The organism is Photobacterium kasasachensis (genome assembly GCF_050336885.1).
GTDB classification, from domain to species: Bacteria; Pseudomonadota; Gammaproteobacteria; order Enterobacterales; family Vibrionaceae; genus Photobacterium; species Photobacterium kasasachensis.
In genome coordinates, this window is record NZ_JAKJSH010000013.1 from 29,962 (window position 1) to 53,084 (window position 23,123).

Below are 23,123 nucleotides of genomic sequence, written 5' to 3' on the forward strand. Positions count from 1 at the left end.
TGACTTAACCTTCAACTGCTTAGGTGTAATTGAAAAAGATAAATAATTTACTGGAGTTGTCAGATGGCTAAGATAATCCATTCTATGATCCGTGTTCTGGATCTTGATAAATCATTGAAATTCTATAAGCAGGCGCTTGATCTTGATATTGCTGAGCGATTGGATTTTGAAGGCTTTAGCCTTGTCTATCTGCGCAATGAAGAAAACGATATGGAACTCGAACTGACCTGGAATGAAGGTACAGAAGAGCCATACACTCATGGTACAGGGTATGGTCATATCGCAGTTGCGGTTGATGATTTGGAAGCAGAACATGAGAAACTAGAGGCGTTTGGGTATGAGCCTGCTGAGATAAAAGAATTCTTCCGTGACGGTGTATTACTGGCGAAGTTCTTCTTTGTTCAGGACCCTGATGGTTATAAAGTTGAGTTCCTGCAACGCCATGGCCGCTACCAATAAACAGCTATATGCGTGACTATGAGCGATAGGGCTTTCTCCAGTTTTACTGGTCAGTATCCGTCGCTCTGTCAGTAACATGCTTGATAGCTTTTCTGACCAAGATCCCGCAAGTGATCCCCGCAATCATACAGAAGATAGTAATGGCACCTGCGGGTGAGAAAGATGGCAGAGCGATAAGTAATTGTGAGTCATTGCCACCTAATGCCAATGAAGCGCCAATGCCCATGATTATTCCTGCAATTAAGTGGACGATAATCTGGCTTGGCCTTAGTTCAAATTCCTGGACTGATAGTCGTTTTTTTGCGCTGATACTCATTCCGAACACAAGGCCGACAAGTATTAGGTAACGTTGCAGAGGCGGCCATTTCTCTGCTTCCCCGTGAATACTGGCGGCCGAAATGTCTTTGAACAGCTGGCTGGGTGACCATTCAGGTACCTGGTATGTAAGAATACTTGCAATAACACCAAATAATATGATGCCAAGAAGAATCGGTCTTCGTTGCGGCGGTATCCTAAACATGATGATCGCAACAAGAACAAACAACACCACAATCACGGTAACGGAGGGGCTTGTTATCGGTGCGAGTGGTGTGTAGTTAAGAACTGTGGGAATAGAGGCGAGTAAGCACCATCCGATGAGCCATCCGCCCACCGTAGCAAACATATGGTAATGGCCCTTGGATAGCTTGGTGATGGTTGATATAGAGCAGCCTTTATTGATGGCTGCTCCCAGCCCGAACAGTAATCCCCCCAAGATGAACGGAGTGCTGACGGAATGGCGGTTCATTGCGAGGCTGACACTGTCTTCAATAGCGTAGGGGGTGACGAGCCAGAACCAAAACCCGCAACATAATATTGTGACAAGAAATCCGGGGCGTTTGGCAAGTAGCTCCTGAACACCTCTTACCATACAAAGGCCTGTTTTCTGAGCAAGAATGCCGACTAGGCAGGCAAGAATAATAGGTAACAGATAACCAAGCATGATATCGCCCTGTCATAAATTTGTAGTGATTATCTTTTAACTATAATACGTCAGGCTCAGGCTGATTCGCCGAGGWAGAGTGTCTATGGCTTGGCGTAAAGACATATCGAATGAAGTGCTACTAGAACTCTCATACATCTTGTCAAATGTCACAAACTTAGTTTGTGTAAAAGAATGTATCAGGAAATTATGTGATTTGAGTCATATTGTATTATGATGATGTCTTATACCAGAGATAAAGAAAGAAATGGAGAGCAATAAGCCTATATGACAATGCACCGCTCAGCGAAATTAACAATCGCGCATATCAACGACACACATTCACACTTTGAACCTTCTTCGATATCACTCAGTTTGCCCGAGCAAGTACTGGACGCGGAGACGTCGGTTTATGCAAGCTGTGGTGGGTTCTCCCGCGTGTCGTCAGCGGTTAAGGATGTCAAAATGCAGGCACACCTGAAAGGGCGTGAATTTATGTTTGTCCATGCTGGCGACTGTTTTCAGGGCACATTGTTCTTCTCGCTCTATAAAGGCCTGGCAAATGCAAAATTGCTCAATGCAATTGGTGTAGAAGCTATGGCGTTAGGTAATCATGAGCTGGACATGGGCAATGGCGTTGTTGCTGATTTCATGGATCAGGCTAATTTCCCTCTGTTGGTAGCCAACTGGAATTTGGCGGATGAAAACCAATCCAAGCCTAATCCGCTCCGTAGCAAGAACAATGTTTACGCATTCGATAACACCAATGATCATGGCCGCTATATCGTTAAAGATGTTGAGGGTGAACCGGTCGCGATTTTTGGGTTGGCCATTGAGAATATGGCAGGTATTGCCAACCCTGATCCTGATACATATTTCCTCAATGTTGTGAGCGTTGCTGAGAAAACCATTTCGTCTATCAGACAGCAAGGGATCAACAAAATCGTTTTGCTAAGCCATCTTGGCTATGACCGGGATCTCGAGCTAGCCTCTCAGGTTGATGGAATTGGTGCGATTATCGGTGGGCATACCCATACAATGCAGGGCGACTTTTCCAATATCGGTTACGGTGTCACTGACTCCTACGCGAAAATGGTAAACGGTACCTGTGTGGTACAGGCTGGATGCAATGCATTGGCACTGGGGCAGCTTGAACTTGATTTTAATTCGGATGGTACTGTCGCCAGTGCTAGCGGGGCAAACCAGCTCTTGTTGGGAAGACAATTTACTGTGGATGCAACGCGAAGTGAGCACCTTGACGAAAGTAGCCATGATGCGGTCAAACAGTATCTGAAGGCACAAGCAAATGTTCGCTTTTGTGCCAAAGACCCGTTTATAGAGAATATCCTCAACACAGACTACCGTCCTGATGTACGTCAGCTTCAAACACAGCATATTGCAGAAGCGGTGGAGCCTTTACGCCATGTCAGGATCCCCGATCATAAAGGCGGAAGCCAGATAGCACCGCTGGTGGTTGATAGCTTTGTCTGGAAGGGGCGGCAGCTGGGTCATGACGTTGATTTTGCCATTCACAATGCTGGTGGGGTTAGAGCCTCGCTTAACCCTGGTCCAATTACGTCGGCTGATATTGCCGGTAAATTGCTTCCTTTCGCGATTGAACTAATGGTCTATCAGGTGAAAGGTAGGCAGATCAGGGCTGCTTTGGAAGGGGCGATTAACAATGCCATTGATAATGGTGTTGAGGGAACAGGGAGTGGCAGCTTCCCTTATACATCACATTTGCGCTTCACCTATCGTTGTTGTTCGTCACCTGGTTTGCGAATCGAAAGCTTGCAAACGTTCAAGGATGGAATCTGGAACGATATTGATGATGAGACGGTTTATACCTCGGTTTCTTCTGGTTATACGGCCACGGGTAAAGAAGGCTACAGTGCGTTGCTGGACTGCGTTTCTGAACCAGTGACACTCAACGTAACGATGGCAGATGCTTTTTCAACGTATGCAAAAGAAATGGGGGCGTTGGCTGCACCGACAGAAACGCTGATCTCCTATATTCCATGCGAATGCTCTCAGGTTGTCGCCTGATTAGATAAGTCACCAAAATGAATCAATACACCTTTTATAGGCCGTTGCTAAACCAACCAAGGGTTAGCAAGGCGGCGATAATTCTCCGGACGTAGAATTATCGCCATAGACGACGGGGTTTGTTTGGACAAACTTCATAACGTTCCGTGGTGCAGAGCAAATAACGAAACAGTCAGCTGATTGACTGATATAGGCGATGCCATGAAAAAACTGACAAATAAAACTTGGACAAAAACTCAACTGCTTAGTGACGTTGTCACCAATAAAAATATTGTCGTTAAGGGCAATCACAGTTATTACAGTGATTATTGGGACGATGGTTTTGAACAATCCGTGGTTCGTTACCTGCTCGGTGATGAGCTAACCCGTGATGCGCCCACACGATGGGAAGTCGATAAACTCTATATCGGTGACTATGTGTGTATCGCGGCAGAAGTTGTCATTTTGATGGGAGGAAACCATAACCACCGGGTTGATTGGTTTTCACTCTACCCGTTTATGGATCATATTGAAGAATCCTATATCGGTAAAGGTGATACCCATATAGGTGATGGTTGCTGGATTGGTATGCGGGCAATGATTATGCCTGGCGTTACAATAGGTGAGGGAGCGGTGATAGCCGCCAATAGTGTCGTTACCAAGAACGTTGAGCCCTATAGTATTGTCGGAGGCAATCCGGCAAAGCATATACGCTATCGTTTTTCCCGTGAGGTGATAGATAAATTGGTGGAATTTGATATCTACAGTTGGCCTGAAGATAAGTTCGATTCCCTGAAGCCTTATTTATGCAGCTCTGATTTGACCGCCCTTGAAAGGGCAATCAAAGACTATGAACAAGAGTAAAGTCTCAGAATCTTAACGTAATATCTGCATCGAAATTGCGCTTTATTGCCGTCAAATGTCGTCAAAATATTGTAATTTGAGTGTCTGGAGCGTCATTTAAATGGCGCTCCTTTTTTCATTTATTCAGGAGGGGAATATATTTGGGAGCAAGTTAAAAATAATTCAGCTAATTAATAGAAAGATGCAAAAAAAAACTAAAGACTTAAAAGCCTATGACGATAAAAGGTAGTCAGGTAAGTAATTGTGGAGATGCGGTATGAGTCGTGATTGGGTCGATGTGGCAATGGTAACTGGGTGGATTTCAGCTTGGTCTGTGTTGATTTATTTTATCCCAGCAGCTGGCGTTTAACACTATTTGGATATACCTATTGTGAATATAATGAATGCGTTGATCGGTAAAAAGCCGCGCTTGGTCGCGGCTTTTTAGTATCATTTCTCGCTTATCAAGCGGTAATAGCCTCTGGCTGTTCAGAATTAGCGACTTCCTTTGCTAGTCGATAAGCGGCTAAATCTTCGATTGTCAGTACAGGCATATCAAATTTCTCACCAAACTTAATTACTTCTGGCAGGCGGGCCATTGTGCCATCTGGGTTAGTGAGCTCACAAAGTACACCGTAAGGCTTCAAGCCTGAAAGCCTCATCAAATCAATAGTTGCTTCGGTATGACCACGACGCGCCAGTACACCTTCAGGATTCGCTTTAAGTGGGAATACATGACCAGGGCGGCTTAAATCGGCAGGTTTTGCTCCGTCTGCAATTGCCGCTTTAATTGTCGTTACACGATCGGCTGCAGATACGCCTGTAGTTACACCATGGGCCGCTTCGATAGTGACGGTGAATCCAGTCTGGTTTGCACTGGTATTGTTTTCAACCATCATTGGTAGTTCAAGCTGCTCGACGCGCTCTTCAGTTAGGCAGAGGCAAACAATGCCTGAACATTCACGGATCATAATTGCCATTTGTTCTGCGGTAAGTGTTTCAGCAGAGAAAATGATGTCACCTTCGTTTTCACGATCTTCATCGTCAACAACAAGAACACCGCGACCGTTGCGGATTGCATCAAGACCAGCTTCAACACGCTCGAATGGCGTACCAAAAGGGGATAGTAGTGACTGATTCATGGTAAAAGTACTCCAAATAAAAAAGATACCAGAATCAGGGCGTGAAAAGTCAGCGTTTTAGCCAATGCTAAAATAGCTTTACAGAAAGGTATAACAAAGCCAACTTGCATCGGCATTTGTATTGTAAAAGCCTATGGCCAAGGGCCATCACCGATTCTCTTTCATCCGGACTATAACCGTCGGCTCTGGATTGATACTTATAGTAAGTATTGGACCAGATCTGCTGACCTTAAAAGGTTGGTTGCGTAACAAACCTTTTAAGCGCTCGCGGGCTTTTCAAATGGCAAACTCTGCTGTTTGAACTACCGCCGGTGGGGAATTTCGCCCCGCCCTGAGAATTCGAAGAAATCTTATGGAAATCAACCGATACAAGCAAGAGAAAGTGTCGATTTTGGCGCATAAGTTTGAACTGGATGGCTCGCTGAGTGATTTGTCATCAGAGTTCGCGCGGATTTCAACCAGCTTCCTTGGTCGTTAGATATCAGCATTGGAGGACGCTGATGTCTTGAGTACAGTACTTTTTCTTAGATAGCGATTGAGCCACTTGACGAGCATAGGCAAACAATAGGTAGGTAGTTGAATTGCCCCCATCAGGATCAAAAAATCGGGCCCCAGGTAGCTGCCTGCAACGGTAAAGGTAAGCAGTACATTACGATTAGCTGAGGTAATCGCTGCCAGTAATCCTTCATTGATACCAGCCCTGGCGTAGGCTACATAACCTGCAAGAAAGTATAAGGCGCAAATAGCTAGTCCAATAAAGAAGAAAACGATACCTGCTGAATATGATTGATCGAATACTTCCCTGAAAGGACCAATCAGGCCAAATGGAAAAGCCAGCACTAATAAGATAGTTACCTGGGATAGTTTTGAATGTACCCGGCTGAGCAGGTTACGAGGAACAACACGGTAACACACTGCAGAAAATAGCATTGGGCCAAAAATGAATATAACCAAACGCTGAAGGTAGCTTTGCATATCCAGTGAAAAGCTACTGTCCTGAAAAAGCAATAAGTTCACATAGAGCACAACAGGCATTAGCAGTGTCGAAGAGATGGTTATGGCCATTGCTTTTTGGGGCTCAAGGCCTACAGAGCGAGCTATGGCAGGCGTGGCAAATAGTGAGCCTGTGGCAGCGACAGCTGATATAGCAAGCGTTAGTGAGGCGCTGGCGCCAGCAAGAAGGGCTATAGAACAGCTTACGAGTGAGAGGAACACGGAATGAAAGCCGGCATATAGCCACACAGAGCGCAGTGCCAGCATTTTGATTAATTCGCGCTGTTGCATGCCAAGCAACGTAAAGAGCATTAAGCAAAATAAAATATAGGGAAGGTAGGGAAATACGGCTGCGGAAGCTGATGGAAATGCGAACCCGCATACAGCTGCAATGATAAGTAATAGAGACGAATGACGTGATAGGAAGCTCAGCATAATTTTATTTTCTTATGATATGTTGCATTATTGTTATACAAAAAGTAGGCCGAATGCAAGCTTATGCTAAACAAGCAATTGAAGGGTGTTTTTGCGGGTATTTATGCATAAAACTTGCAGCTTTAGACTAGGCTTTTTTTGCCCTTTTAACTGCAACTTAACACATTAGGAAAACTAATCCTGATATGGAAATATTGTCATTTTTGGAAGGAAAAATAAGCAGTTAAGATTACCTCAGTTCAAAAATACAACAAAAGAGAGGCAATCATGGCACAGGCACTGAATTTTGACACCATCGCAACCCCAGCCGCAATGGACAAAAAAGCCTATGCGGTTAACATCAAAGGATTGATTGCACACGCATTGGATATCTTGCTTGGTGGTAAAAAAACGCCTAAGCAATATAATGTTTCTGATTTACCTGCGCACCTGCAAAAAGACATCGGCCTGTACCGATAGCAGCAAGTCAGAACCAAAGGACATCAAAAAAACGCCGGCTTTTGCCGGCGTTTTTGTATTCTTTAATTAATCTTATCTGAATTGTTGCACTCTTGTTTCTGTGGGCGGCATTTTTATTGATCTTTTTTGCCATATTTTAATCTTGGTTTAATTATTTTTTTCAAGAATATGGCATTATGGTCCCGTATGTGTATAAGCCACGGAGATGAATTTAGTGGGTTTTTTCTCAAAACTGTTTGGGTTAGATAAAGAAAGCAAGGTTGCTGAGGTGGAGCCTGTAGAATACGAAGGCTATCTGATCTATCCAGAACCTATTGCTGAAGGCGGGCAATTCCGTATAGCAGGCCGGATCTGCAAGCAAATTGATGGAGAGATGAAAACTCATACATTTATTCGCTCAGATTTACTTGCATCAAAGCAAGATGCTGAAGAGTTTATGTTGAACAAAGCGAAGATGTTCATCGATCAAACTGGCGACAGCATGTTTCAGTGAGAATTCTATTCAAAAGAAGCCAGTACCTGCCACTGGCTTTTTTTGTTTTTGTCTGGGCAGGTGGTGCTACTGGGAAGTAGTAAGTTTTACGCAACTTCATCAGGGATAGATAGGCTTAAGTTATGCCAATTAAGCTTTCAAGGCGTATCTTCTTCTGGTGAGTTTTAAACAAGTATTCTGCACAATCAGAGTGCTGTTTTGGACGATTAGATGGTTAAACTCGGTAAGCATGGCGATTTATGCAGCTTTTCGTGCGTATTTTGTTAATTTTATTCGTGGTTTGACCTCTGTCCAGGTGTTATAAACGTTCTTTTATTTCTGTTAGAAGGTAACATTCGTTGTAAATAACAACGTATATGTTGGAAAGTTTTGTATTATTCCTACAAAGTACTTGATATTACTGAGTGGGTTGGATACAAAATCGTTACTTCTTTGCCAATGTTCAGGGAATAATAATGCAAATTGGTGTGCCAAAAGAAATACTCGCCAATGAAACGCGAGTGGCTGCGACACCTAAAACGGTTGATCAGCTTATAAAAATGGGGTTCAGTGTTGCGATTGAGCAAAACGCTGGTATACACGCAAGTTTCGACAATGCAGCTTATGAAGCTGCGGGTGCGACAGTCGTTTCAACTGAGGAAGTATGGCAGTCAGATCTTATTCTGAAAGTTAATGCACCGCAGGTAAACGATGAAACTGGCGTTGACGAATTTGACTTGATAAAAGAAGGCGCAAGCCTTGTCAGCTTCATTTGGCCGGCTCAGAATCCTGAGTTGCTCGAAAAGCTATCAGGCAAAAACATCAACGTAATGGCAATGGACTCAGTGCCTCGTATTTCTCGTGCTCAGGCACTTGATGCCTTGAGTTCGATGGCTAACATTGCCGGTTATCGCGCTGTTGTTGAATCAGCTCACGAGTTTGGACGTTTCTTTACGGGCCAAATTACTGCAGCTGGTAAAGTACCGCCTGCCAAAGTACTTGTTGCGGGTGCTGGTGTTGCCGGTCTTGCTGCTATCGGTGCTGCTGGTAGCCTGGGTGCTATCGTTCGTGCCTTTGACGTTCGTCCTGAAGTTAAAGAGCAGGTTGAATCCATGGGAGCCGAATTCCTTGAAGTCGACTACAAGGAAGACACCAGCACTGGTGATGGCTACGCAAAAGAAATGTCTGATGAGTTCAACAAAGCTGCCGAGCGTCTATACGCAGAGCAGGCCAAAGACGTTGATATCATCATTACAACTGCATTGATCCCTGGCCGTCCGGCACCGGAATTGATCACCAAAGAAATGGTTGATTCAATGAAGTCGGGCAGTGTTATCGTTGACCTTGCCGCAGCAAACGGTGGTAACTGTGCTTACACTGAGGCTGACAAGGTTATTACTACCGATAATGGTGTCAAGATCATTGGTTACACTGATATGGTTGGTCGTCTGCCTACGCAGTCTTCTCAGCTGTACGGTACAAACCTGGTTAACCTGCTTAAACTTCTTTGCAAAGAAAAAGACGGTAATATCGATATCAACTTCGACGACGAAGTGTTACGCGGTCTTACTGTTATCAAAGAAGGTGAAGTAACTTGGCCTGCGCCACCTATCAAGGTATCTGCTCAGCCACAACAGCCAGTTCAGGAAATTGCTGCGCCAGAAGAGGTAAAAGAAGAGCCTGCTTCTCCGGCGAAGAAATACGGACTGATGGCTGCTGGTATTGCAGCATTTGGTTGGATCGCAAATTACGCGCCTGCTGAATTCCTTTCTCACTTTACGGTATTCGTACTGGCATGTGTTGTGGGTTACTACGTTGTATGGAACGTAACGCACGCACTGCATACACCGCTAATGTCTGTTACCAATGCAATTTCCGGCATCATCATCGTTGGTGCTCTATTGCAGATCGGTCAAGGTATCGGTTTGGTAACTCTCTTAGCATTTATTGCCGTACTCATTGCAAGTATCAACATATTTGGTGGTTTCTTTGTCACCAAGCGGATGCTTGAAATGTTCCGTAAAGACAAATAAGGAGTAACACATGTCTGCAGGAATCGTACAAGCAGCATATATTGTTGCTGCGGTACTTTTTATCATGTCTCTTGCGGGTCTATCCAAGCAAGAAACCGCACGTGCCGGTAACTATTACGGTATTGCGGGTATGGCTATTGCGCTGATTGCCACTATTTTCGGTCCTGAAGCACAGGGAACCGGCTGGATTATTCTGGCGATGGTAATTGGTGGAGCTATTGGTATCCGTCTGGCGCAGAAAGTTGAAATGACTGAAATGCCAGAGCTGGTTGCTATTCTTCACAGCTTTGTAGGTCTGGCTGCTGTTCTTGTTGGCTTTAACACTTACATCGACCATGGTGATCTAACTGGTGCGCTATTGAACATTCACCTTGTTGAAGTGTTCCTTGGTGTATTCATCGGTGCGGTAACCTTTACTGGTTCGATTGTAGCGTTCGGTAAACTGCGTGGCATTATTGACTCTAAGTCTCTGATGCTTCCACACCGTCACAAGCTAAACCTGGCTGCGATTGTTGTTTCAGTTCTTCTGATGTTCTACTTCGTTAATGTAGAAGGTTCAACATTCGCGCTTATTCTTGTTACCTTGATTGCATTTGCGTTCGGTTATCACCTGGTTGCTTCAATCGGTGGTGCGGATATGCCTGTTGTTGTTTCAATGCTTAACTCCTACTCAGGTTGGGCAGCGGCAGCAGCTGGTTTCATGCTGGCGAACGACTTGCTAATCGTAACAGGTGCTCTGGTTGGTTCATCTGGTGCAATCCTTTCATACATCATGTGTAAGGCAATGAACCGTTCGTTCATCAGCGTTATTGCCGGTGGCTTTGGTACTGAAGTAGTTGAGTCTGCGGATCAAGACTACGGCGAGCACCGTGAAGCATCGGCTGAAGAAGTCGCTGAAATGCTTAGCGACGCTAAAACAGTGGTTATCACTCCTGGATACGGTATGGCAGTTGCCCAGGCGCAGTATCCAGTACACGAGATCACTGACAAGCTACGCAAGAAAGGTGTTAATGTGCGTTTCGGTATTCACCCAGTAGCGGGTCGTCTACCTGGTCACATGAACGTACTGCTTGCTGAAGCGAAAGTACCTTATGACGTCGTTCTTGAAATGGATGAGATCAACGATGATCTGTCAGAGACGGATGTTGTATTGGTAATCGGCGCGAACGATACAGTGAACCCAGCAGCGATGGAAGATCCAAACAGCCCAATCGCAGGCATGCCTGTATTGGAAGTTTGGAATGCCAAGCATGTTATCGTCTTTAAACGTTCAATGAACCCTGGTTATGCCGGTGTACAAAATCCATTGTTCTTTAAAGAAAACTCTCAAATGCTATTTGGTGATGCAAAAGATTCTTGTAACAAGATCCTTGAACATATCTAATGTTTGCATACTGACATAGACAACAATGGGAGCCTTTAGGGCTCCCATTTTTTTTATGAAAAAATTCTGCCAGAAATAACAATCACTTTAGTAGCACGAAAGTGCTCGTTTCATAACTGTCTTAAACTAATGACAATTTTCTGACAATAGGGGGGCATTGAGTGATACACTTTGCTTATGAAAAAGTATGTCTTATTAATTTTGCTATTGGTTTCAGGGCCTAACCTGGCTTCAGTTGAGAATTTACCCGATCGACTTAGCGCGGTGCGCTCAGAGCTGCTTAATAGTGAGCCTTTAGCGACATACGACTTTCGTCAGCTTCAAAGCCGCTTCCCAAACTCGCTGTTATTACCTTCTAGTTTGTTACCCCAATCGGCAGCTTATCCGCTCAAATCACTGAAAAGGCTTTATACCAACGCAATAACTTGCAAAGGTCCATGGCCTGTCAGTCCACTGGTTACTCAGCCTGTCGTATTCACCAGGGCTATTTGTAACAACACAGTATTGCCAAAGGGGTGGTTTGTACGCTCTGGCTATATTCATCCTGGCGGTGGAAGCTATGCTTCCCGTTATCTGGGCAAACACCCTGACTCGGCAGAACAGCTTGATGGTTTTTTGCATATCCAGGAAAGGGAACTGGCACCAACGAATACTATTCTTGGTCGTTTGCAGCGCATGAGCAGTAATGAAATTCAGGTGTTTATCGCTGGGGCAGAGACTTTTATCTCTAATGGCGAACTTTGGATTAGAAATGGCAATGAGTACCATATTTATGATCAGCCAACATGGTCATTCGCACTTGATAAATATGATGTTACCTTTAGCCGATTGAACCAGACTGACTTCTGTTTGGTTAAAAGCGGCAACCTATGTTGGCAGGAAGTGGATAAATCCCACCTGACATTTTATTTGCTGGTTGGCCTACTTGTTGCCAATGTTTCATTATTGATTGGCTGGGGAGCATATCGTTTACGTATTCGTCGTCGTGCCATGCAGGAACGCATGCTAGTACTGCAAATACTCACCCATGAGCTAAGAACGCCGATCGCCAGCTTGGCACTGACTGTTGAAGGATTTAGACGTCACTTTGATGCTTTGCCCGAAAGTCTATATGATGAGTTCAGACGTTTGACGGAAGACTCAAGACGACTTCGACAGCTTGCTGAAGCCAGCAAGGACTATTTGCAGGCTAACCAGCAGGAGCTGAGTGTTCAGCAGGTTGATTCATTCAATGAATGGATTGAATACCTCAGTGAACCGTATGAGGATGTATCTCTCGAACTTGGCGAAGACAGAGCCGTAAACGTAAATATTTATTGGCTGGGCACATGTATTGATAATTTGTTATCTAATGCTCAGAAATATGGCACAGCGCCAGTTACATTAACTTCATCGTTCCGTGACGGAAAACTAATTGTAAGGGTTAAAGACAATGGACCGCTCGGTTCTAAGGACTGGGCAAGATTAAGGAAGCCCTTTGTAAGTGAAAAAGGCTTGGGGCTTGGCCTTACAATCGTTGAATCGATGATTCGTAGAATGGGAGGGCGCATGAAGCTTGAAGGCCCTCCTACAACATTTATTTTGGAGATACCGTGTGAATCAAACTCTGCTTCTGGTTGAAGATGACCGCAACCTTGCCGATGGTTTACTCGAAGCCTTAAAAGACGCTGGCTATGAATGCCTGTACGCCGATTGCGCGACAAAGGTTGCTGATTTATGGCCAAATGCTGATTTGGTCGTGTTGGATCGCCAGTTACCGGAAGGTGACTCGCTGGATTATTTAAACGACTGGCTCTTGATTAAGCATGTGCCGGTTATTCTGCTTACTGCAATGGTATCAGTGTCAGACAAAGTTGTCGGGTTGGACTCGGGGGCGAAAGATTATTTGACCAAACCGTTCGCAGAAGAAGAACTGCTGGCAAGGATACGTTTACACCTGCGTTCTGCCAGTACGAGTACAGAAGAAGCGCCTGTTGCCAATGTAATATCTGTGGGTGACATCGATATTGACCTTGATAGCCGAGAGGTTAGAAAGGGCAGTGATGTGATTGTTTTGACGCGTACTGAATTTGAGCTTTTGGTATTCTTGGCAAAGAACTCTGGCCGAGTGTTCACTCGTGACGAGCTTCTTGACCAAGTCTGGGGCTACAATCATTACCCTACAACACGTACTGTTGATACGCATATCCTGCAGCTACGCCAGAAGCTGGTAGGTATCGAAATTGAAACACTGCGTGGGGTAGGTTATCGGATGAAATCGTCGTAGTGAAGAGTAAGATTTCGTATACCTGTTCACTGTTTATTCTGCACTCGGTGCTAGCTGCTCCGAGTGTGGCTGCAAACTGGTTTACAGGGCAAGATGCATACACTGTTGCCCACCAAAGGCTGCTTGAAGGTAAGACGTCTGACAGTTTTGATAGTATGGTTCAGGCGTGGCAGCAGGATCCAAATCAAGATCAACAAAGTAATCTCAATGCGTTATTCAAGCTGGCAATTACGGAAGATTGCGGACGAAGTCTGGCGCAGAAGGTGCTACCGCCGTGGATACCTAACTTATCGATTGAACGTGAAGTTATTCAGAACCTTAATCAGACCATGCTTAAGTTATCGATAGCGGGAGTCACTCAATCGAATATTGCCGAAGTCAAACTGACGAAGTGGCCAAATCAAAACATCATCGCCAGTACACCAAACGTAGAGGAAGGTGGCTATTTTTCTGTTGAGACCCGACGGCTTGAGAAGCCAATCGGTGCTGGCTTGTATCAATTAACCATTAATACTGATGGTGAAGACAGCTTCAATCATTGGATCTTGCTGACCGAACCCACCGTCAAGCAACGAATAGGCTGGAAAGACAGTAAAAATTGGCGTATCGAGCAAGGGCGTTTACCGGATCCTGCCTGTCCGTCAGCTGTACTTTCGATGAGTCTGTATGATCTGAATGACACTACGTGGACTCCGCTCTGGACCGAAGATGTTGATGGCCGGCTGCCGACAACATTGCCCAAAATTGATGTTCCGGATGGGCGTTACTGGTTGAGTGTTGGTCTGATAGAAAGCCGCTGGCAGGGCGATATCTCGGTTTTAGATATCCAAACTATCACTCGACCTGTTGATTATCCTGGTTTGTGATAGCCAGATACACTCTAAATAATTGTTTTAAAACGAATAGCTGTAAATAGGGGAAGCCTGTTCCACATCTGGGATATGTTTATTTATAAACATGTATTTTAATTGTACCTTTTAAGGTGTATTATTAATGCATGTTTAGATGTGGGTTTAGGTTTACCTATGATGCAGATCCTCGATAGCGAAAAAGAACAACGAATTATCCCCGTTTTTCGCTTAGCTTTTCGTCCTTTTTTTCTTGGAGCCAGCGCATTTTCAGTGATTTCAATGCTGCTTTGGGCTCTATTCTGGTCTGGGAGTGTTGATCTCAGTGCTTTGATGTATGGCAATCCGTTGTGGTGGCATAGCCATGAAATGTTGTTTGGTTTTACCGGTGCTGTCATTATCGGCTTCTTGCTGACTGCCGTTCAAAACTGGACCGGAAACCCTGGTGTACGAGGCTGGAAGCTGGCTTCAATATTTATGCTTTGGTTGCTTGCCCGCATCGGTCTTCTTGTTGGTACACCAAGCACAGCAATCATGATTCTTGATCTGCTTTGGATGCCTTTGGCCGCCTATTTCCTTGCAAAGCCGATTTTTATACGCAAGCAATGGAACAATTTGTTTTTTGCCCCTTTGATTTTGCTGCTTACGTATCTTAACGCTCGCTTTCATATGTTGGCGCTTGGTGTTGGTGAAGCCGATCTGCGCTCAGTATCCTTCATGTCACTGATTGTGGTTTCGGTAATAGTACTCGTTGTTGGGGGCAGGGTCATTCCGTTCTTTACATGGCGGGGAACAAATACCGAGCAGATCACCCGTGTTAAGTGGATTGAACTAGGAGCTTTGATACCAAGCTGGCTGCTGCTTGCTAACGTACTGCTGCCAGTACCTGCGACATTGAGTGAGTTCACTTTACCACTGCTGTTAGCGGCAACCAGCATATTTAACCTAATTCGTTTTGTACGCTGGCGTTCGTTTTCTACTCTGAAAACACCTCTGCTGTGGCTGTTGCACTTTGCCTATATGTTTATGATTCTAGGGATGCTTCTACTTGCTGTTCACTTTCAAACGGGAGATGTTAGTTACAGTGTAGCGCTGCATTTCATTACCGTTGGTGGTATTGGGTGTATGATTCTGGCGATGATTGCGCGTGTTTCTCTTGGCCATACCGGAAGAAGTTTGCAGATCAATCGTGTCATGGTGGCGGCTTTTGTAACCTTAATGGCATCAGCGCTAATTCGAACTGTAGTCGTGATGCTATTCCCAACATTGATGCTTGATGGGTATATCTTATCGGCGATTCTGTGGGCAGTTGCCTTTGCGATATTCACCGTTGTGTATTATCCGATATTAACCAAGTCACGATTGGATGGACGTCCGGGATAAATAGGTGACAAGCACCTTGATTATCCCTAGAATAACGCTCCCTTTATATCGATAAGAATGAACCGCTATGTTTAACAACGTGCCGACATTGACCCACGAACAACAGCAAAAGGCTGCAGAAAAGATACATGAACTGATGGCTCAGGGTATCAGCAGTGGAGAGGCAATTATGATTGTTGCCAATGAAATTCGTGAAGCTGACGCGAAAAAGCAAGCGGCACAGAGTGAAACAGACTCATAGCTTATCGCTTTAAGTTAATTCATTTATGAAAATAGGCACCTTTGGGTGCCTATTTTTTCATCAAACTGTGCGATAAATCTCAAGAGCTATATCTACCCTTAGCAAACAGACTGATGCTGAAATAGAATAATTAAGTTAGCTTTTATAAGGACTTTTGCACAGGGGGCAGGATGAATAACCGTTACCTGAAAGCTCGTACACTTGCTCGTGCTAAACACAAAGATCAAATGTACGGTGCTGTTCCTTATTATGTCCATCTCGATGCGGTTTCACGGTTAGCTAGTCCATTTGGCACAGATGCGATGATAGTCGCCCAGTTACATGATGTTATTGAAGATACTCCAACGAGTATTGATGAACTGGCGGCTGATTTTGGCTACCTGGTCGCCGATGCTGTTGGTTATATGAGTGACGGTAAGCTTGAAGACAGAGCGGCTAGAAAAGCAGATATAAATTTTCGCTTAGGTGCTCTGGATGTCGACGAAGAGGCGGCCAGGATTGCTTTAATTGTTAAAGCATGTGACCGTCTTGCTAATGTAAGAGCAAGCTCAAAAAGTACCGAGAAATACTTTCATTTATACCAACAAGAACACCCGGATTTTAAGCAAGCGGTTTATCGAAAAGGCCTATGCGAAGCTATCTGGTGGGAATTGGATAACTTACTCAAGTATTCGGAAGCATCGTAACAAGGAATAATATAGCGCAACTATACAGCACAACGTAAAAAGGGGCCTTAGCCCCTTTTTACGTATATTAGCTTATTGGCGTCGAATTATTCTTCGTCGTAAATTGTTGGAATTGGTTGACGCTTATGTTGCGTCGCCTGGTAGATTTCAACTAAACGTTCTGCAACTTCAGTCTCAACCGGTTTTCCTTCCAGGAAGTCATCTATTTGATCGTAAGTTACCAGCAGCGCATGCTCATCGGGTTTTTGCGGCGCAAGCTCTTCCAGATCAGCCGTCGGTACTTTCTTCACAAGAAGTTCAGGAGCACCCAGTGCGGCAGCAAGCTGACGTACCTGACGTTTGTTCAAGCCAAATAGAGGGGCAAGATCGCAAGCGCCATCACCAAACTTGGTATAGAAGCCGGTAATGTTTTCCGCTGAGTGATCAGTACCCAGAACCATACCGCCAACAAGGCCAGCTACTTCATACTGGGCAATCATGCGGGCACGTGCCTTTACATTGCCTTTTACAAAGTCGACTTTGTTGTGGCATGTAGGTAAAAGCTCCGTACCTTCCAACGCTTCGAGGGTACTTGCATGGGTACCGTCAACACCGTCTTTGATGTTTATACTGATGGAGTGGGTTGGTTGAATAAATGAAAGAGCCAGCTGTGCTTCGTCTTCGTCGTGTTGTTCACCGTAAGGTAGACGAACTGCAATAAATTGATAATCTTGCGTGTTGGTTTCGTCATTCAGTCTGTTGATTGCAAGCTGAGCCAATCGACCGCAAAGTGTGGAATCGATACCGCCACTGATCCCTAGAACCAGAGACTTGCAGTTTGCCTGCTTCAGTTTATGCTGAATAAAACCGACACGGCGTTGAATTTCGAAATCGACATCAATTTCTGGCAGGACACGCATCTCTGCGCGAATAAGCTGTTCCATAGTGAATGAATCCTCAGGGCGTTGCCCAGTTTCTAATCATTTAGCTCAACCGAATGCAAAAAAATTCAGGTTTGCATTAAATCTTTACCAAAATCATGCGATAACTCTAAGACAGGATCAATCCTGAACTCACAATAAATCCAAATTAATGATAAATCGGTATAAAAAAGGGGCATTCTAGTCATGACAGCATCAATTGCCGTGTTTGGTAGCGCATTTAATCCACCCAGCCTAGGGCATAAATCTGTGCTAGAAAGGCTGCAGCGTTTCGACCGCGTATTACTGTTGCCAAGCTATGCGCATGCGTGGGGAAAAGTGATGATCGACTATGATGCCCGTTGTGAATTGGTTGATGCTTTTATCGATGATCTCAACCTACCTAACCTTGAGCTATCACGGTTGGAGCAAGAGATGGCTGTCGGTAACGAGCCTATAACGACCTATGCAGTACTCAGCAAGTTGCAGCAGCAAATTCCAGATGCAGAGCTTACATTTGTGCTTGGCCCGGATAACTTTCTTAATTTTGCGAAGTTTTTCAATTGTCAGGAAATTGTCAAAAAATGGCAAATCCTGGCATGTCCGGAGACGGTTAGCATACGAAGCACAAATTTACGTGATAATATTGTCAATAAGCGTTCCATCTCACACTTAACGACTCCAACAGTGGCTAGAATGCTTGATGACCGAACGCGTTATTGCTTTCACGAGACCAGCACCAAGGGTCACTGACAAGCAATAACGATATCGGGTGACCTTGTAATTTCACCATGGTATCGGAAGGCTTGTTTTGAGCAGTTGTAAGATAAGATCATATATCTATGCTTTCATAGCCAGTTCAATAAGCGCTTACGCTTGGGCTATGCCTTGTGAACAATTTACAGCAAGTCAGCTAGCTGGCATGACGGTCGAAGAGCAAAAAACCTTTTCGACGTCTTGCAGCGTTATCAACGATTCGCCACCAGATTATTATGTTCCTGCCGAGCGTCAACAAACCCAGCAAGCATGGGAGTCTGAGTCAAAGCCTGAAAGTGATTTCTGGGATGACTGGAAAGGCAGCAATGGTTCGCCAGTAGTGTCGTCCAAATCAAAGTCAAATTCACAATTTTTCGGCCTGGGTGTCTGGGTCCCGGCCAAGTACGAAGATCCCGATATTGAGACAATGAGAGACGCTGAAGAGTGGATTAAAAACCACGGATTACAAATGAGCTTTGGCGTGGGTGGGGAAGACGGTCGTTCAACGCGCGTCAGGGTTGACTATCGCTGGCATGGCGAAAACCTTGATGATATCTCCCTGCAAGTAGAGATCCCCTTTCAGTAGCCATAATATACCATCGGTCACCGCATCAAATTTACTGTTTCAATTTTAAAAGCGACGTTGTCACGTCGCTTTTTCTATTTCGTTCCAGCCTATTCCGTTGATTAGTTGAGTTCTAGTCCAAGAATCGGTTTTGCTAGTGCGGAAATCGTGTCCTTCGGCGTATTCAGCGTATCCGCAATTTGCTCAAGTTTACGGCCTGAACGGGATAGCTTAAGCGCCTCGCGCATTATTATACATGCTTCAAGCTCACTGCTTGAGAAGCCAATGATCTCCGAAATGGCCGCCAGTGCTGGTTTATCCGTTACCCTGTCACCTTTTAGCAACTGGCTGAGCTGGCCATTATAGTCATTGCGCAAGGCAGGACAGAGTGAGTTTGTTTTAACTTTTAACTTAGCAACTTGATCAGCTATTACACGCAATAGATTGCCAGCTGGACCGTCAAGGCTATCAGCTGACTGCGTTTTGAATTCTTGGCGCAATTCGACAAGCAGTGCCGTTAAAAGCTTACTGACAGAGAAAAAGCCAGCTTCTCTACATACCGGTGTTGTTAAACGAGCAGAGAACTCTACTTTGTCATATTGAGTTCCCGGTAGAATGGTGAGTGCATGTAGGCAGTCAAAAGGGATCCAGAAGCCGGCACCTTTCGTGATTAAGAATTCTTGCTTACCAAGTCGGACAAGCGCAGAGCCTTCCTGAACAACAATCATATAAGAAGTATGACTTTTGCGGCGTGAGCCAACGTGTAGGAAGTTTTGAATGTTGTGTGAAAATTCTATAGCCTGTTTCATAGTAAGTCTCTAGCAAAAAAGCACGCACATATTGTTCTGTTTTAAGCAAACCGTCAATAATTGGCATGGATTAGTCCGTGATTTGATGCATTTTTAGTAAGAATTGCTACGCTAACAACAGACACCGTGGCTTAAATTACGGTAATGTGTCTGAAATCTATCCATATTTATGTGGTATGACCTCCAACCAGGCAGGTAGTTGCGTCATGTCATTGGGCAAACTGATAAATCTGCGTAAAATGTCGCGGTTTTTATTTTATATGAAGCATAACTGTGCAAACTGATAACGATATATATAAAGAGATCCGTCCGTATAACGATGACGAAGTAAGTGAGGCAATTGAACGCCTTGTTAACGATAAGGAATTCATTTCTGCAATCCTAAATTATCGTTTTCCCCAACTATCAGGCGTACTTGGCTGGTTATTGATCCCATTGATCAAACGCTTCCTGATTAAAAAATGGTCTAGCGTCAAGACAGTAGAAGATGTTCAGTTCCAGGTCGCCAAATATATGAACGCGACCATTGATCACTCATGTGACGGTGTCACAAACAGTGGCATGGAGAAGCTGGACCCGAATCAGTCTTACCTGTTTATTTCAAACCATCGCGATATCGCCATGGATCCTGCGATGGTTAATTGGTGTCTATACAAGCAGAACTTTAAAACGGTTCGTATCGCTATCGGCGACAACTTGCTTAAGAAACCTTGTGCGACAGAATTAATGCGCCTGAACAAAAGCTTCATTGTAAAGCGTTCCGCGAAAGGACCGCGCGAAATGATGAAGGCACTTGGTCAGCTTTCAAGCTATATTTCTCACTCTCTTGAAACTGGCAATTCTATCTGGATTGCTCAGAAAGAGGGTCGAGCCAAAGATGGAAACGATAAAACGGATCCGGCTATTCTGAAGATGTTTTTCATGGAAGGACGCAAGCGCAAACAATCTTTCAGTGAATTTATCGCGGGCCTGAATATCGTCCCGGTTGCCATCTCCTACGAAAACGATCCATGTGATGTGGCCAAAGCAAAAGAGCTTTACGAGAAAGCAACGTCTGGTAGCTACGAGAAAGGCGAACTCGAGGATATAGAAAGTATTATCCAGGGTATCGTGGGCCAAAAGCGCCGCATTCATGTTAGCTTTGGCGATGTGATCAAGGCACCGTTTGAAACACCAGAAGAACTGGCTGAAGAAGTTGATCGACAGATCACCGAAAACTATCACTTGTTTCCGGCGAACTATATTGCAGCAGACCAGACGCATGAGTCTGTTACTGACGCAGAGAAAACACGATTCTCTGAGAAGCTATCTGATTTACCAGCAGGTGTAGTCGATATCCTGAAGAAGATGTATGCATTTCCTGCACTGAAAAAACAGCAATAAGATGACTGGCAGCAGGTATTAACTACCTGCTGCCAAGTTTAATATTTAGGATCGGGAGTGGCACTCAAGGTTCTTACTATCGCTTTAGGAGACAACACTTCAACCCGCCGGTTTTTTCTTTTGTCTGCTTCTGATGAACCCTTCGCAATCTTTTCACTAAATCCCGCCGCGACTATCTGGATTCTTTCCTCTTCAACTCCAAAAACAGATGAAATATAGATGGCGACACTAAACGCACGCTCATAGGAAAGCACAATGTTTTCTTCTTCGTTGCCACTGTCATCACTGTGTCCAACCACGACAATGAAACTGTCAGGATGTTGCCTGAGCCTGACTGCTATAGCATCAAGATCACGTTGGTTGGTTGCATCAAGCTCGTAGCTGTCTTTATCAAAATACACAGTCTGACGCATTTCGGGCAGTTCAGTTAGCAGGATCTTAGCGCTTGGTACTACAGAGGATGGAGATGTTGATTGTTGTACCTGGCTATTAGTGACGGCGTCACTTCCATTTCCGCAACCAGTCAGCAATAAGCCGCTCAGTAAGTACGGAATCAATGAATAGCATTGTTTTCTCTTGCACGACATTAGGCAACCTAAAGCAGTAAAGCACTACTTTAGGTTTAGAACATCTCTCTAGAATCACAACTACAGAATTGAGAAGGAATTTGCCTGTCTAGCGTTTAATAGCGGGGTTGGGGGTGCGGTAAGGCGGAACTGCCATACTTTCAGACATGAAATCTATAAATGAACGAACCTTAGGCGCGAGATATTTGCGTCGTGGGTACACAGCATAAATCGGTAGTTCTACGTCAGCTTTCCACTCAGGTAGTAGTTCAACAAGTCTACCAGTCTCGAGTTCATCATTAATTAAGTAGGTAGCCAGGTAGGCAATGCCCAATCCAGACAGTGCTGCATCGAGAACTGCCGGCGCGTTATCGATACGATAAGTGCCTCTTGCTCGAATTGATTGTCTTACACCATCGCGTGTGAATTCCCAGTTAACGTATTTTCGTTCACGGCTCTGGTAGGTAATGCAGTTATGCTTACGCAATTCACTTGGTGATGATGGCGTGCCATTTTGTTTCAGATAGTCTGGCGATGCAACGACAACAAACTTACAGTCGGCTAGCTTACGTGCCACCATACCTTCTGGCGGGTGTTCATGAATTGCAACCCAGCAGTCAAAGCCTTCTTCAAGCAGGTTAGGGCGGTGGTCAAATAAACTGACTTCAAGCTCTAGGTCTGGATGGGATTTTTGGAACTCGGCCAGTGCCGATGTAATGTTGGCATTGCCAAATGACTGCGCAATACCGACGCGAAGCACGCCTTTAATCTCATTACGGTAACCAGCAACCATTGCTTCAGCTTCACTGACTGTATCCAGCAGTTGCTGGCCGTACTCTGAGTACTGCAAACCTATATCTGTTAGTGCTACGGCGCGAGTACTACGTTGTACTAACTGACAGCCTAATCGTTCTTCAAGAAAGCGAATCTGCTTACTGACTTGTGATTTCGAGATGCCAAGACGCTCTGCTGCACGAGTGAAGTTTTGTTCGTGACCAACAGTAGCGAGGATAACCATTTGTTGAAGATTTTCTAGCATAGGGGAGAACCATAAAGAGACAACATTAAAAGTATACCATTGATTACAAACCGGTAAATAATCTAGGTCATGGTCTGTGACAATGTCACAGTGAAATTTATTGCCTCCACACGCTCTCTCCACAAGATATCTCTGCAATAAGAAGAAGATCTCACTCTCAAGCCTAAGATCTTCTAGATATTAATAAAATCAGCCCATACAGAATAATCGTTTGTTTGCTCTGAGTAGTAGTCACTTGCTGATAGTAGGTTAGTGGATATTTACTTTATATAATTCAGTATCTTACAATATAGTTTTTGTGTGTGAACAATGCCAACTCTGATTTTGTAACTAAATTACACCAGCCACTGCCGATCAGTTTATTATTCTGATCATCAAGGATCTTTGGATGTACGTCTTTTACTATTGATTTAATCGATGTGGAACATCAAATTGAACGTTTTTATTAATTTAATGTGGTTGACTATGATGAAGCC

24 protein-coding genes and 1 riboswitch are annotated in these 23,123 nt (G+C 44.5%); of the genes, 17 read left to right on the top strand and 7 right to left on the bottom strand.

What is annotated here, in order from left to right; genetic code table 11:
* Window positions 1-63: 63 nt before the first annotated feature.
* Complete coding sequence (locus L4D19_RS18135) at window positions 64-459, top strand: VOC family protein (protein WP_428453643.1); 396 nt, start codon at window positions 64-66, stop codon at window positions 457-459.
* Between the two features lie 43 nt (window positions 460-502).
* Here L4D19_RS18135 and L4D19_RS18140 read toward each other — a convergent pair whose 3' ends face one another.
* Window positions 503-1,441, bottom strand: a complete 939-nt coding sequence (locus L4D19_RS18140; RefSeq protein ID WP_428453644.1) for a YeeE/YedE thiosulfate transporter family protein — start codon at window positions 1,439-1,441, stop codon at window positions 503-505.
* Between the two features lie 267 nt (window positions 1,442-1,708).
* Here L4D19_RS18140 and L4D19_RS18145 point away from each other — a divergent pair, with 267 nt between their 5' ends.
* Window positions 1,709-3,466, top strand: coding sequence for a bifunctional metallophosphatase/5'-nucleotidase (locus tag L4D19_RS18145; protein WP_428453645.1), 1,758 nt, complete (start codon window positions 1,709-1,711; stop codon window positions 3,464-3,466).
* Between the two features lie 201 nt (window positions 3,467-3,667).
* Complete coding sequence (locus tag L4D19_RS18150) at window positions 3,668-4,309, top strand: CatB-related O-acetyltransferase (protein ID WP_425439653.1); 642 nt, start codon at window positions 3,668-3,670, stop codon at window positions 4,307-4,309.
* A gap of 443 nt (window positions 4,310-4,752) precedes the next feature.
* Here L4D19_RS18150 and ribB read toward each other — a convergent pair whose 3' ends face one another.
* A complete protein-coding gene (ribB, locus tag L4D19_RS18155) occupies window positions 4,753-5,430 on the bottom strand; it encodes a 3,4-dihydroxy-2-butanone-4-phosphate synthase (RefSeq protein ID WP_075767532.1) in 678 nt (225 codons plus the stop codon).
* Window positions 5,431-5,579: 149 nt separating this feature from the next.
* A riboswitch (FMN riboswitch) is annotated at window positions 5,580-5,773 on the bottom strand.
* 9 nt (window positions 5,774-5,782) lie between these two features.
* On the opposite strand from ribB, the gene L4D19_RS18160 reads away from it, so the two are divergent.
* The gene (locus L4D19_RS18160; RefSeq protein ID WP_281251588.1) at window positions 5,783-5,908 is read left to right on the top strand and encodes a hypothetical protein; all 126 of its coding nucleotides are present in this window, start codon (window positions 5,783-5,785) and stop codon (window positions 5,906-5,908) included.
* On the opposite strand, the gene L4D19_RS18165 is transcribed toward L4D19_RS18160, so the two are convergent.
* Window positions 5,905-6,714, bottom strand: a complete 810-nt coding sequence (locus tag L4D19_RS18165) for a hypothetical protein (RefSeq protein ID WP_428453646.1) — start codon at window positions 6,712-6,714, stop codon at window positions 5,905-5,907. The two genes, L4D19_RS18160 and L4D19_RS18165, sit on opposite strands and share 4 nt — an antisense overlap.
* A gap of 411 nt (window positions 6,715-7,125) precedes the next feature.
* On the opposite strand from L4D19_RS18165, the gene L4D19_RS18170 reads away from it, so the two are divergent.
* The 10 genes from L4D19_RS18170 to L4D19_RS18215 all read left to right on the top strand — a co-directional run bounded on the left by L4D19_RS18170 (window position 7,126) and on the right by L4D19_RS18215 (window position 16,630).
* On the top strand, window positions 7,126-7,317 hold the full coding sequence (locus L4D19_RS18170; RefSeq protein ID WP_428453647.1) for a hypothetical protein: 192 nt from the start codon (window positions 7,126-7,128) through the stop codon (window positions 7,315-7,317).
* A 214-nt stretch (window positions 7,318-7,531) separates the two neighbouring features.
* Window positions 7,532-7,810 carry an HlyU family transcriptional regulator gene (locus L4D19_RS18175; protein WP_160649478.1) on the top strand — a complete coding sequence of 93 codons (279 nt, stop codon included), beginning with the start codon at window positions 7,532-7,534 and terminating at the stop codon, window positions 7,808-7,810.
* Between the two features lie 455 nt (window positions 7,811-8,265).
* On the top strand, window positions 8,266-9,822 hold the full coding sequence (pntA, locus tag L4D19_RS18180; protein ID WP_428453648.1) for a Re/Si-specific NAD(P)(+) transhydrogenase subunit alpha: 1,557 nt from the start codon (window positions 8,266-8,268) through the stop codon (window positions 9,820-9,822).
* Between the two features lie 10 nt (window positions 9,823-9,832).
* Window positions 9,833-11,206: a Re/Si-specific NAD(P)(+) transhydrogenase subunit beta gene (pntB, locus tag L4D19_RS18185; RefSeq protein ID WP_428453649.1), complete on the top strand. Its 1,374-nt coding sequence runs from the start codon at window positions 9,833-9,835 to the stop codon at window positions 11,204-11,206.
* Window positions 11,207-11,383: 177 nt separating this feature from the next.
* On the top strand, window positions 11,384-12,826 hold the full coding sequence (gene vxrA, locus L4D19_RS18190) for a sensor histidine kinase VxrA (protein ID WP_428453650.1): 1,443 nt from the start codon (window positions 11,384-11,386) through the stop codon (window positions 12,824-12,826).
* The gene (locus L4D19_RS18195; RefSeq protein ID WP_428453651.1) at window positions 12,801-13,472 is read left to right on the top strand and encodes a response regulator transcription factor; all 672 of its coding nucleotides are present in this window, start codon (window positions 12,801-12,803) and stop codon (window positions 13,470-13,472) included. The genes vxrA and L4D19_RS18195 overlap by 26 nt, the downstream gene beginning before the upstream one ends.
* Window positions 13,472-14,338, top strand: coding sequence for a DUF2861 family protein (locus L4D19_RS18200; protein ID WP_428453652.1), 867 nt, complete (start codon window positions 13,472-13,474; stop codon window positions 14,336-14,338). The genes L4D19_RS18195 and L4D19_RS18200 overlap by 1 nt, the downstream gene beginning before the upstream one ends.
* Before the next feature lie 102 nt (window positions 14,339-14,440).
* Complete coding sequence (locus tag L4D19_RS18205; protein WP_428453653.1) at window positions 14,441-15,703, top strand: NnrS family protein; 1,263 nt, start codon at window positions 14,441-14,443, stop codon at window positions 15,701-15,703.
* A gap of 67 nt (window positions 15,704-15,770) precedes the next feature.
* Window positions 15,771-15,944, top strand: coding sequence for a YoaH family protein (locus tag L4D19_RS18210; protein ID WP_428453654.1), 174 nt, complete (start codon window positions 15,771-15,773; stop codon window positions 15,942-15,944).
* 170 nt (window positions 15,945-16,114) lie between these two features.
* Complete coding sequence (locus tag L4D19_RS18215; RefSeq protein ID WP_160649255.1) at window positions 16,115-16,630, top strand: HD domain-containing protein; 516 nt, start codon at window positions 16,115-16,117, stop codon at window positions 16,628-16,630.
* Window positions 16,631-16,716: 86 nt separating this feature from the next.
* Here the strand turns inward: L4D19_RS18215 and nadE are convergent, their stop codons facing one another.
* Window positions 16,717-17,553, bottom strand: a complete 837-nt coding sequence (nadE, locus tag L4D19_RS18220; RefSeq protein WP_428453655.1) for an NAD(+) synthase — start codon at window positions 17,551-17,553, stop codon at window positions 16,717-16,719.
* Between the two features lie 183 nt (window positions 17,554-17,736).
* Here nadE and L4D19_RS18225 point away from each other — a divergent pair, with 183 nt between their 5' ends.
* Together L4D19_RS18225 and L4D19_RS18230 are read left to right on the top strand one after the other, a co-directional pair.
* Window positions 17,737-18,282, top strand: coding sequence for a nicotinate-nicotinamide nucleotide adenylyltransferase (locus tag L4D19_RS18225; protein WP_428453656.1), 546 nt, complete (start codon window positions 17,737-17,739; stop codon window positions 18,280-18,282).
* A 130-nt stretch (window positions 18,283-18,412) separates the two neighbouring features.
* Complete coding sequence (locus L4D19_RS18230) at window positions 18,413-18,871, top strand: hypothetical protein (protein WP_428453657.1); 459 nt, start codon at window positions 18,413-18,415, stop codon at window positions 18,869-18,871.
* A gap of 101 nt (window positions 18,872-18,972) precedes the next feature.
* On the opposite strand, the gene L4D19_RS18235 is transcribed toward L4D19_RS18230, so the two are convergent.
* Window positions 18,973-19,659 carry a hypothetical protein gene (locus L4D19_RS18235; protein ID WP_428453658.1) on the bottom strand — a complete coding sequence of 229 codons (687 nt, stop codon included), beginning with the start codon at window positions 19,657-19,659 and terminating at the stop codon, window positions 18,973-18,975.
* Between the two features lie 273 nt (window positions 19,660-19,932).
* On the opposite strand from L4D19_RS18235, the gene L4D19_RS18240 reads away from it, so the two are divergent.
* The gene (locus L4D19_RS18240) at window positions 19,933-21,042 is read left to right on the top strand and encodes a 1-acyl-sn-glycerol-3-phosphate acyltransferase (protein ID WP_428453659.1); all 1,110 of its coding nucleotides are present in this window, start codon (window positions 19,933-19,935) and stop codon (window positions 21,040-21,042) included.
* Between the two features lie 38 nt (window positions 21,043-21,080).
* Here L4D19_RS18240 and L4D19_RS18245 read toward each other — a convergent pair whose 3' ends face one another.
* Together L4D19_RS18245 and L4D19_RS18250 are read right to left on the bottom strand one after the other, a co-directional pair.
* Window positions 21,081-21,629: an OmpA family protein gene (locus L4D19_RS18245; protein ID WP_083652117.1), complete on the bottom strand. Its 549-nt coding sequence runs from the start codon at window positions 21,627-21,629 to the stop codon at window positions 21,081-21,083.
* Between the two features lie 88 nt (window positions 21,630-21,717).
* Window positions 21,718-22,647 carry a LysR family transcriptional regulator gene (locus L4D19_RS18250; protein ID WP_075767516.1) on the bottom strand — a complete coding sequence of 310 codons (930 nt, stop codon included), beginning with the start codon at window positions 22,645-22,647 and terminating at the stop codon, window positions 21,718-21,720.
* Window positions 22,648-23,123 lie beyond the last annotated feature (476 nt).

Bases quoted from the DNA above. Each gene is read 5' to 3' on its own strand.
- L4D19_RS18230 (WP_428453657.1), top strand. From the start codon at position 18,413: ATGCCTTGTGAACAATTTACAGCAAGTCAGCTAGCTGGCATGACGGTC.
- L4D19_RS18135 (WP_428453643.1), top strand. From the start codon at position 64: ATGGCTAAGATAATCCATTCTATGATCCGTGTTCTGGATCTTGATAAA.
- vxrA (WP_428453650.1), top strand. From the start codon at position 11,384: ATGAAAAAGTATGTCTTATTAATTTTGCTATTGGTTTCAGGGCCTAAC.
- nadE (WP_428453655.1), bottom strand. From the start codon at position 17,553: ATGGAACAGCTTATTCGCGCAGAGATGCGTGTCCTGCCAGAAATTGAT.
- L4D19_RS18165 (WP_428453646.1), bottom strand. From the start codon at position 6,714: ATGCAACAGCGCGAATTAATCAAAATGCTGGCACTGCGCTCTGTGTGG.
- L4D19_RS18250 (WP_075767516.1), bottom strand. From the start codon at position 22,647: ATGCTAGAAAATCTTCAACAAATGGTTATCCTCGCTACTGTTGGTCAC.
- pntA (WP_428453648.1), top strand. From the start codon at position 8,266: ATGCAAATTGGTGTGCCAAAAGAAATACTCGCCAATGAAACGCGAGTG.
- pntB (WP_428453649.1), top strand. From the start codon at position 9,833: ATGTCTGCAGGAATCGTACAAGCAGCATATATTGTTGCTGCGGTACTT.
- L4D19_RS18235 (WP_428453658.1), bottom strand. From the start codon at position 19,659: ATGAAACAGGCTATAGAATTTTCACACAACATTCAAAACTTCCTACAC.
- L4D19_RS18245 (WP_083652117.1), bottom strand. From the start codon at position 21,629: ATGTCGTGCAAGAGAAAACAATGCTATTCATTGATTCCGTACTTACTG.
- L4D19_RS18170 (WP_428453647.1), top strand. From the start codon at position 7,126: ATGGCACAGGCACTGAATTTTGACACCATCGCAACCCCAGCCGCAATG.
- L4D19_RS18215 (WP_160649255.1), top strand. From the start codon at position 16,115: ATGAATAACCGTTACCTGAAAGCTCGTACACTTGCTCGTGCTAAACAC.
- L4D19_RS18225 (WP_428453656.1), top strand. From the start codon at position 17,737: ATGACAGCATCAATTGCCGTGTTTGGTAGCGCATTTAATCCACCCAGC.
- L4D19_RS18210 (WP_428453654.1), top strand. From the start codon at position 15,771: ATGTTTAACAACGTGCCGACATTGACCCACGAACAACAGCAAAAGGCT.
- L4D19_RS18145 (WP_428453645.1), top strand. From the start codon at position 1,709: ATGACAATGCACCGCTCAGCGAAATTAACAATCGCGCATATCAACGAC.
- L4D19_RS18160 (WP_281251588.1), top strand. From the start codon at position 5,783: ATGGAAATCAACCGATACAAGCAAGAGAAAGTGTCGATTTTGGCGCAT.
- L4D19_RS18140 (WP_428453644.1), bottom strand. From the start codon at position 1,441: ATGCTTGGTTATCTGTTACCTATTATTCTTGCCTGCCTAGTCGGCATT.
- ribB (WP_075767532.1), bottom strand. From the start codon at position 5,430: ATGAATCAGTCACTACTATCCCCTTTTGGTACGCCATTCGAGCGTGTT.
- L4D19_RS18150 (WP_425439653.1), top strand. From the start codon at position 3,668: ATGAAAAAACTGACAAATAAAACTTGGACAAAAACTCAACTGCTTAGT.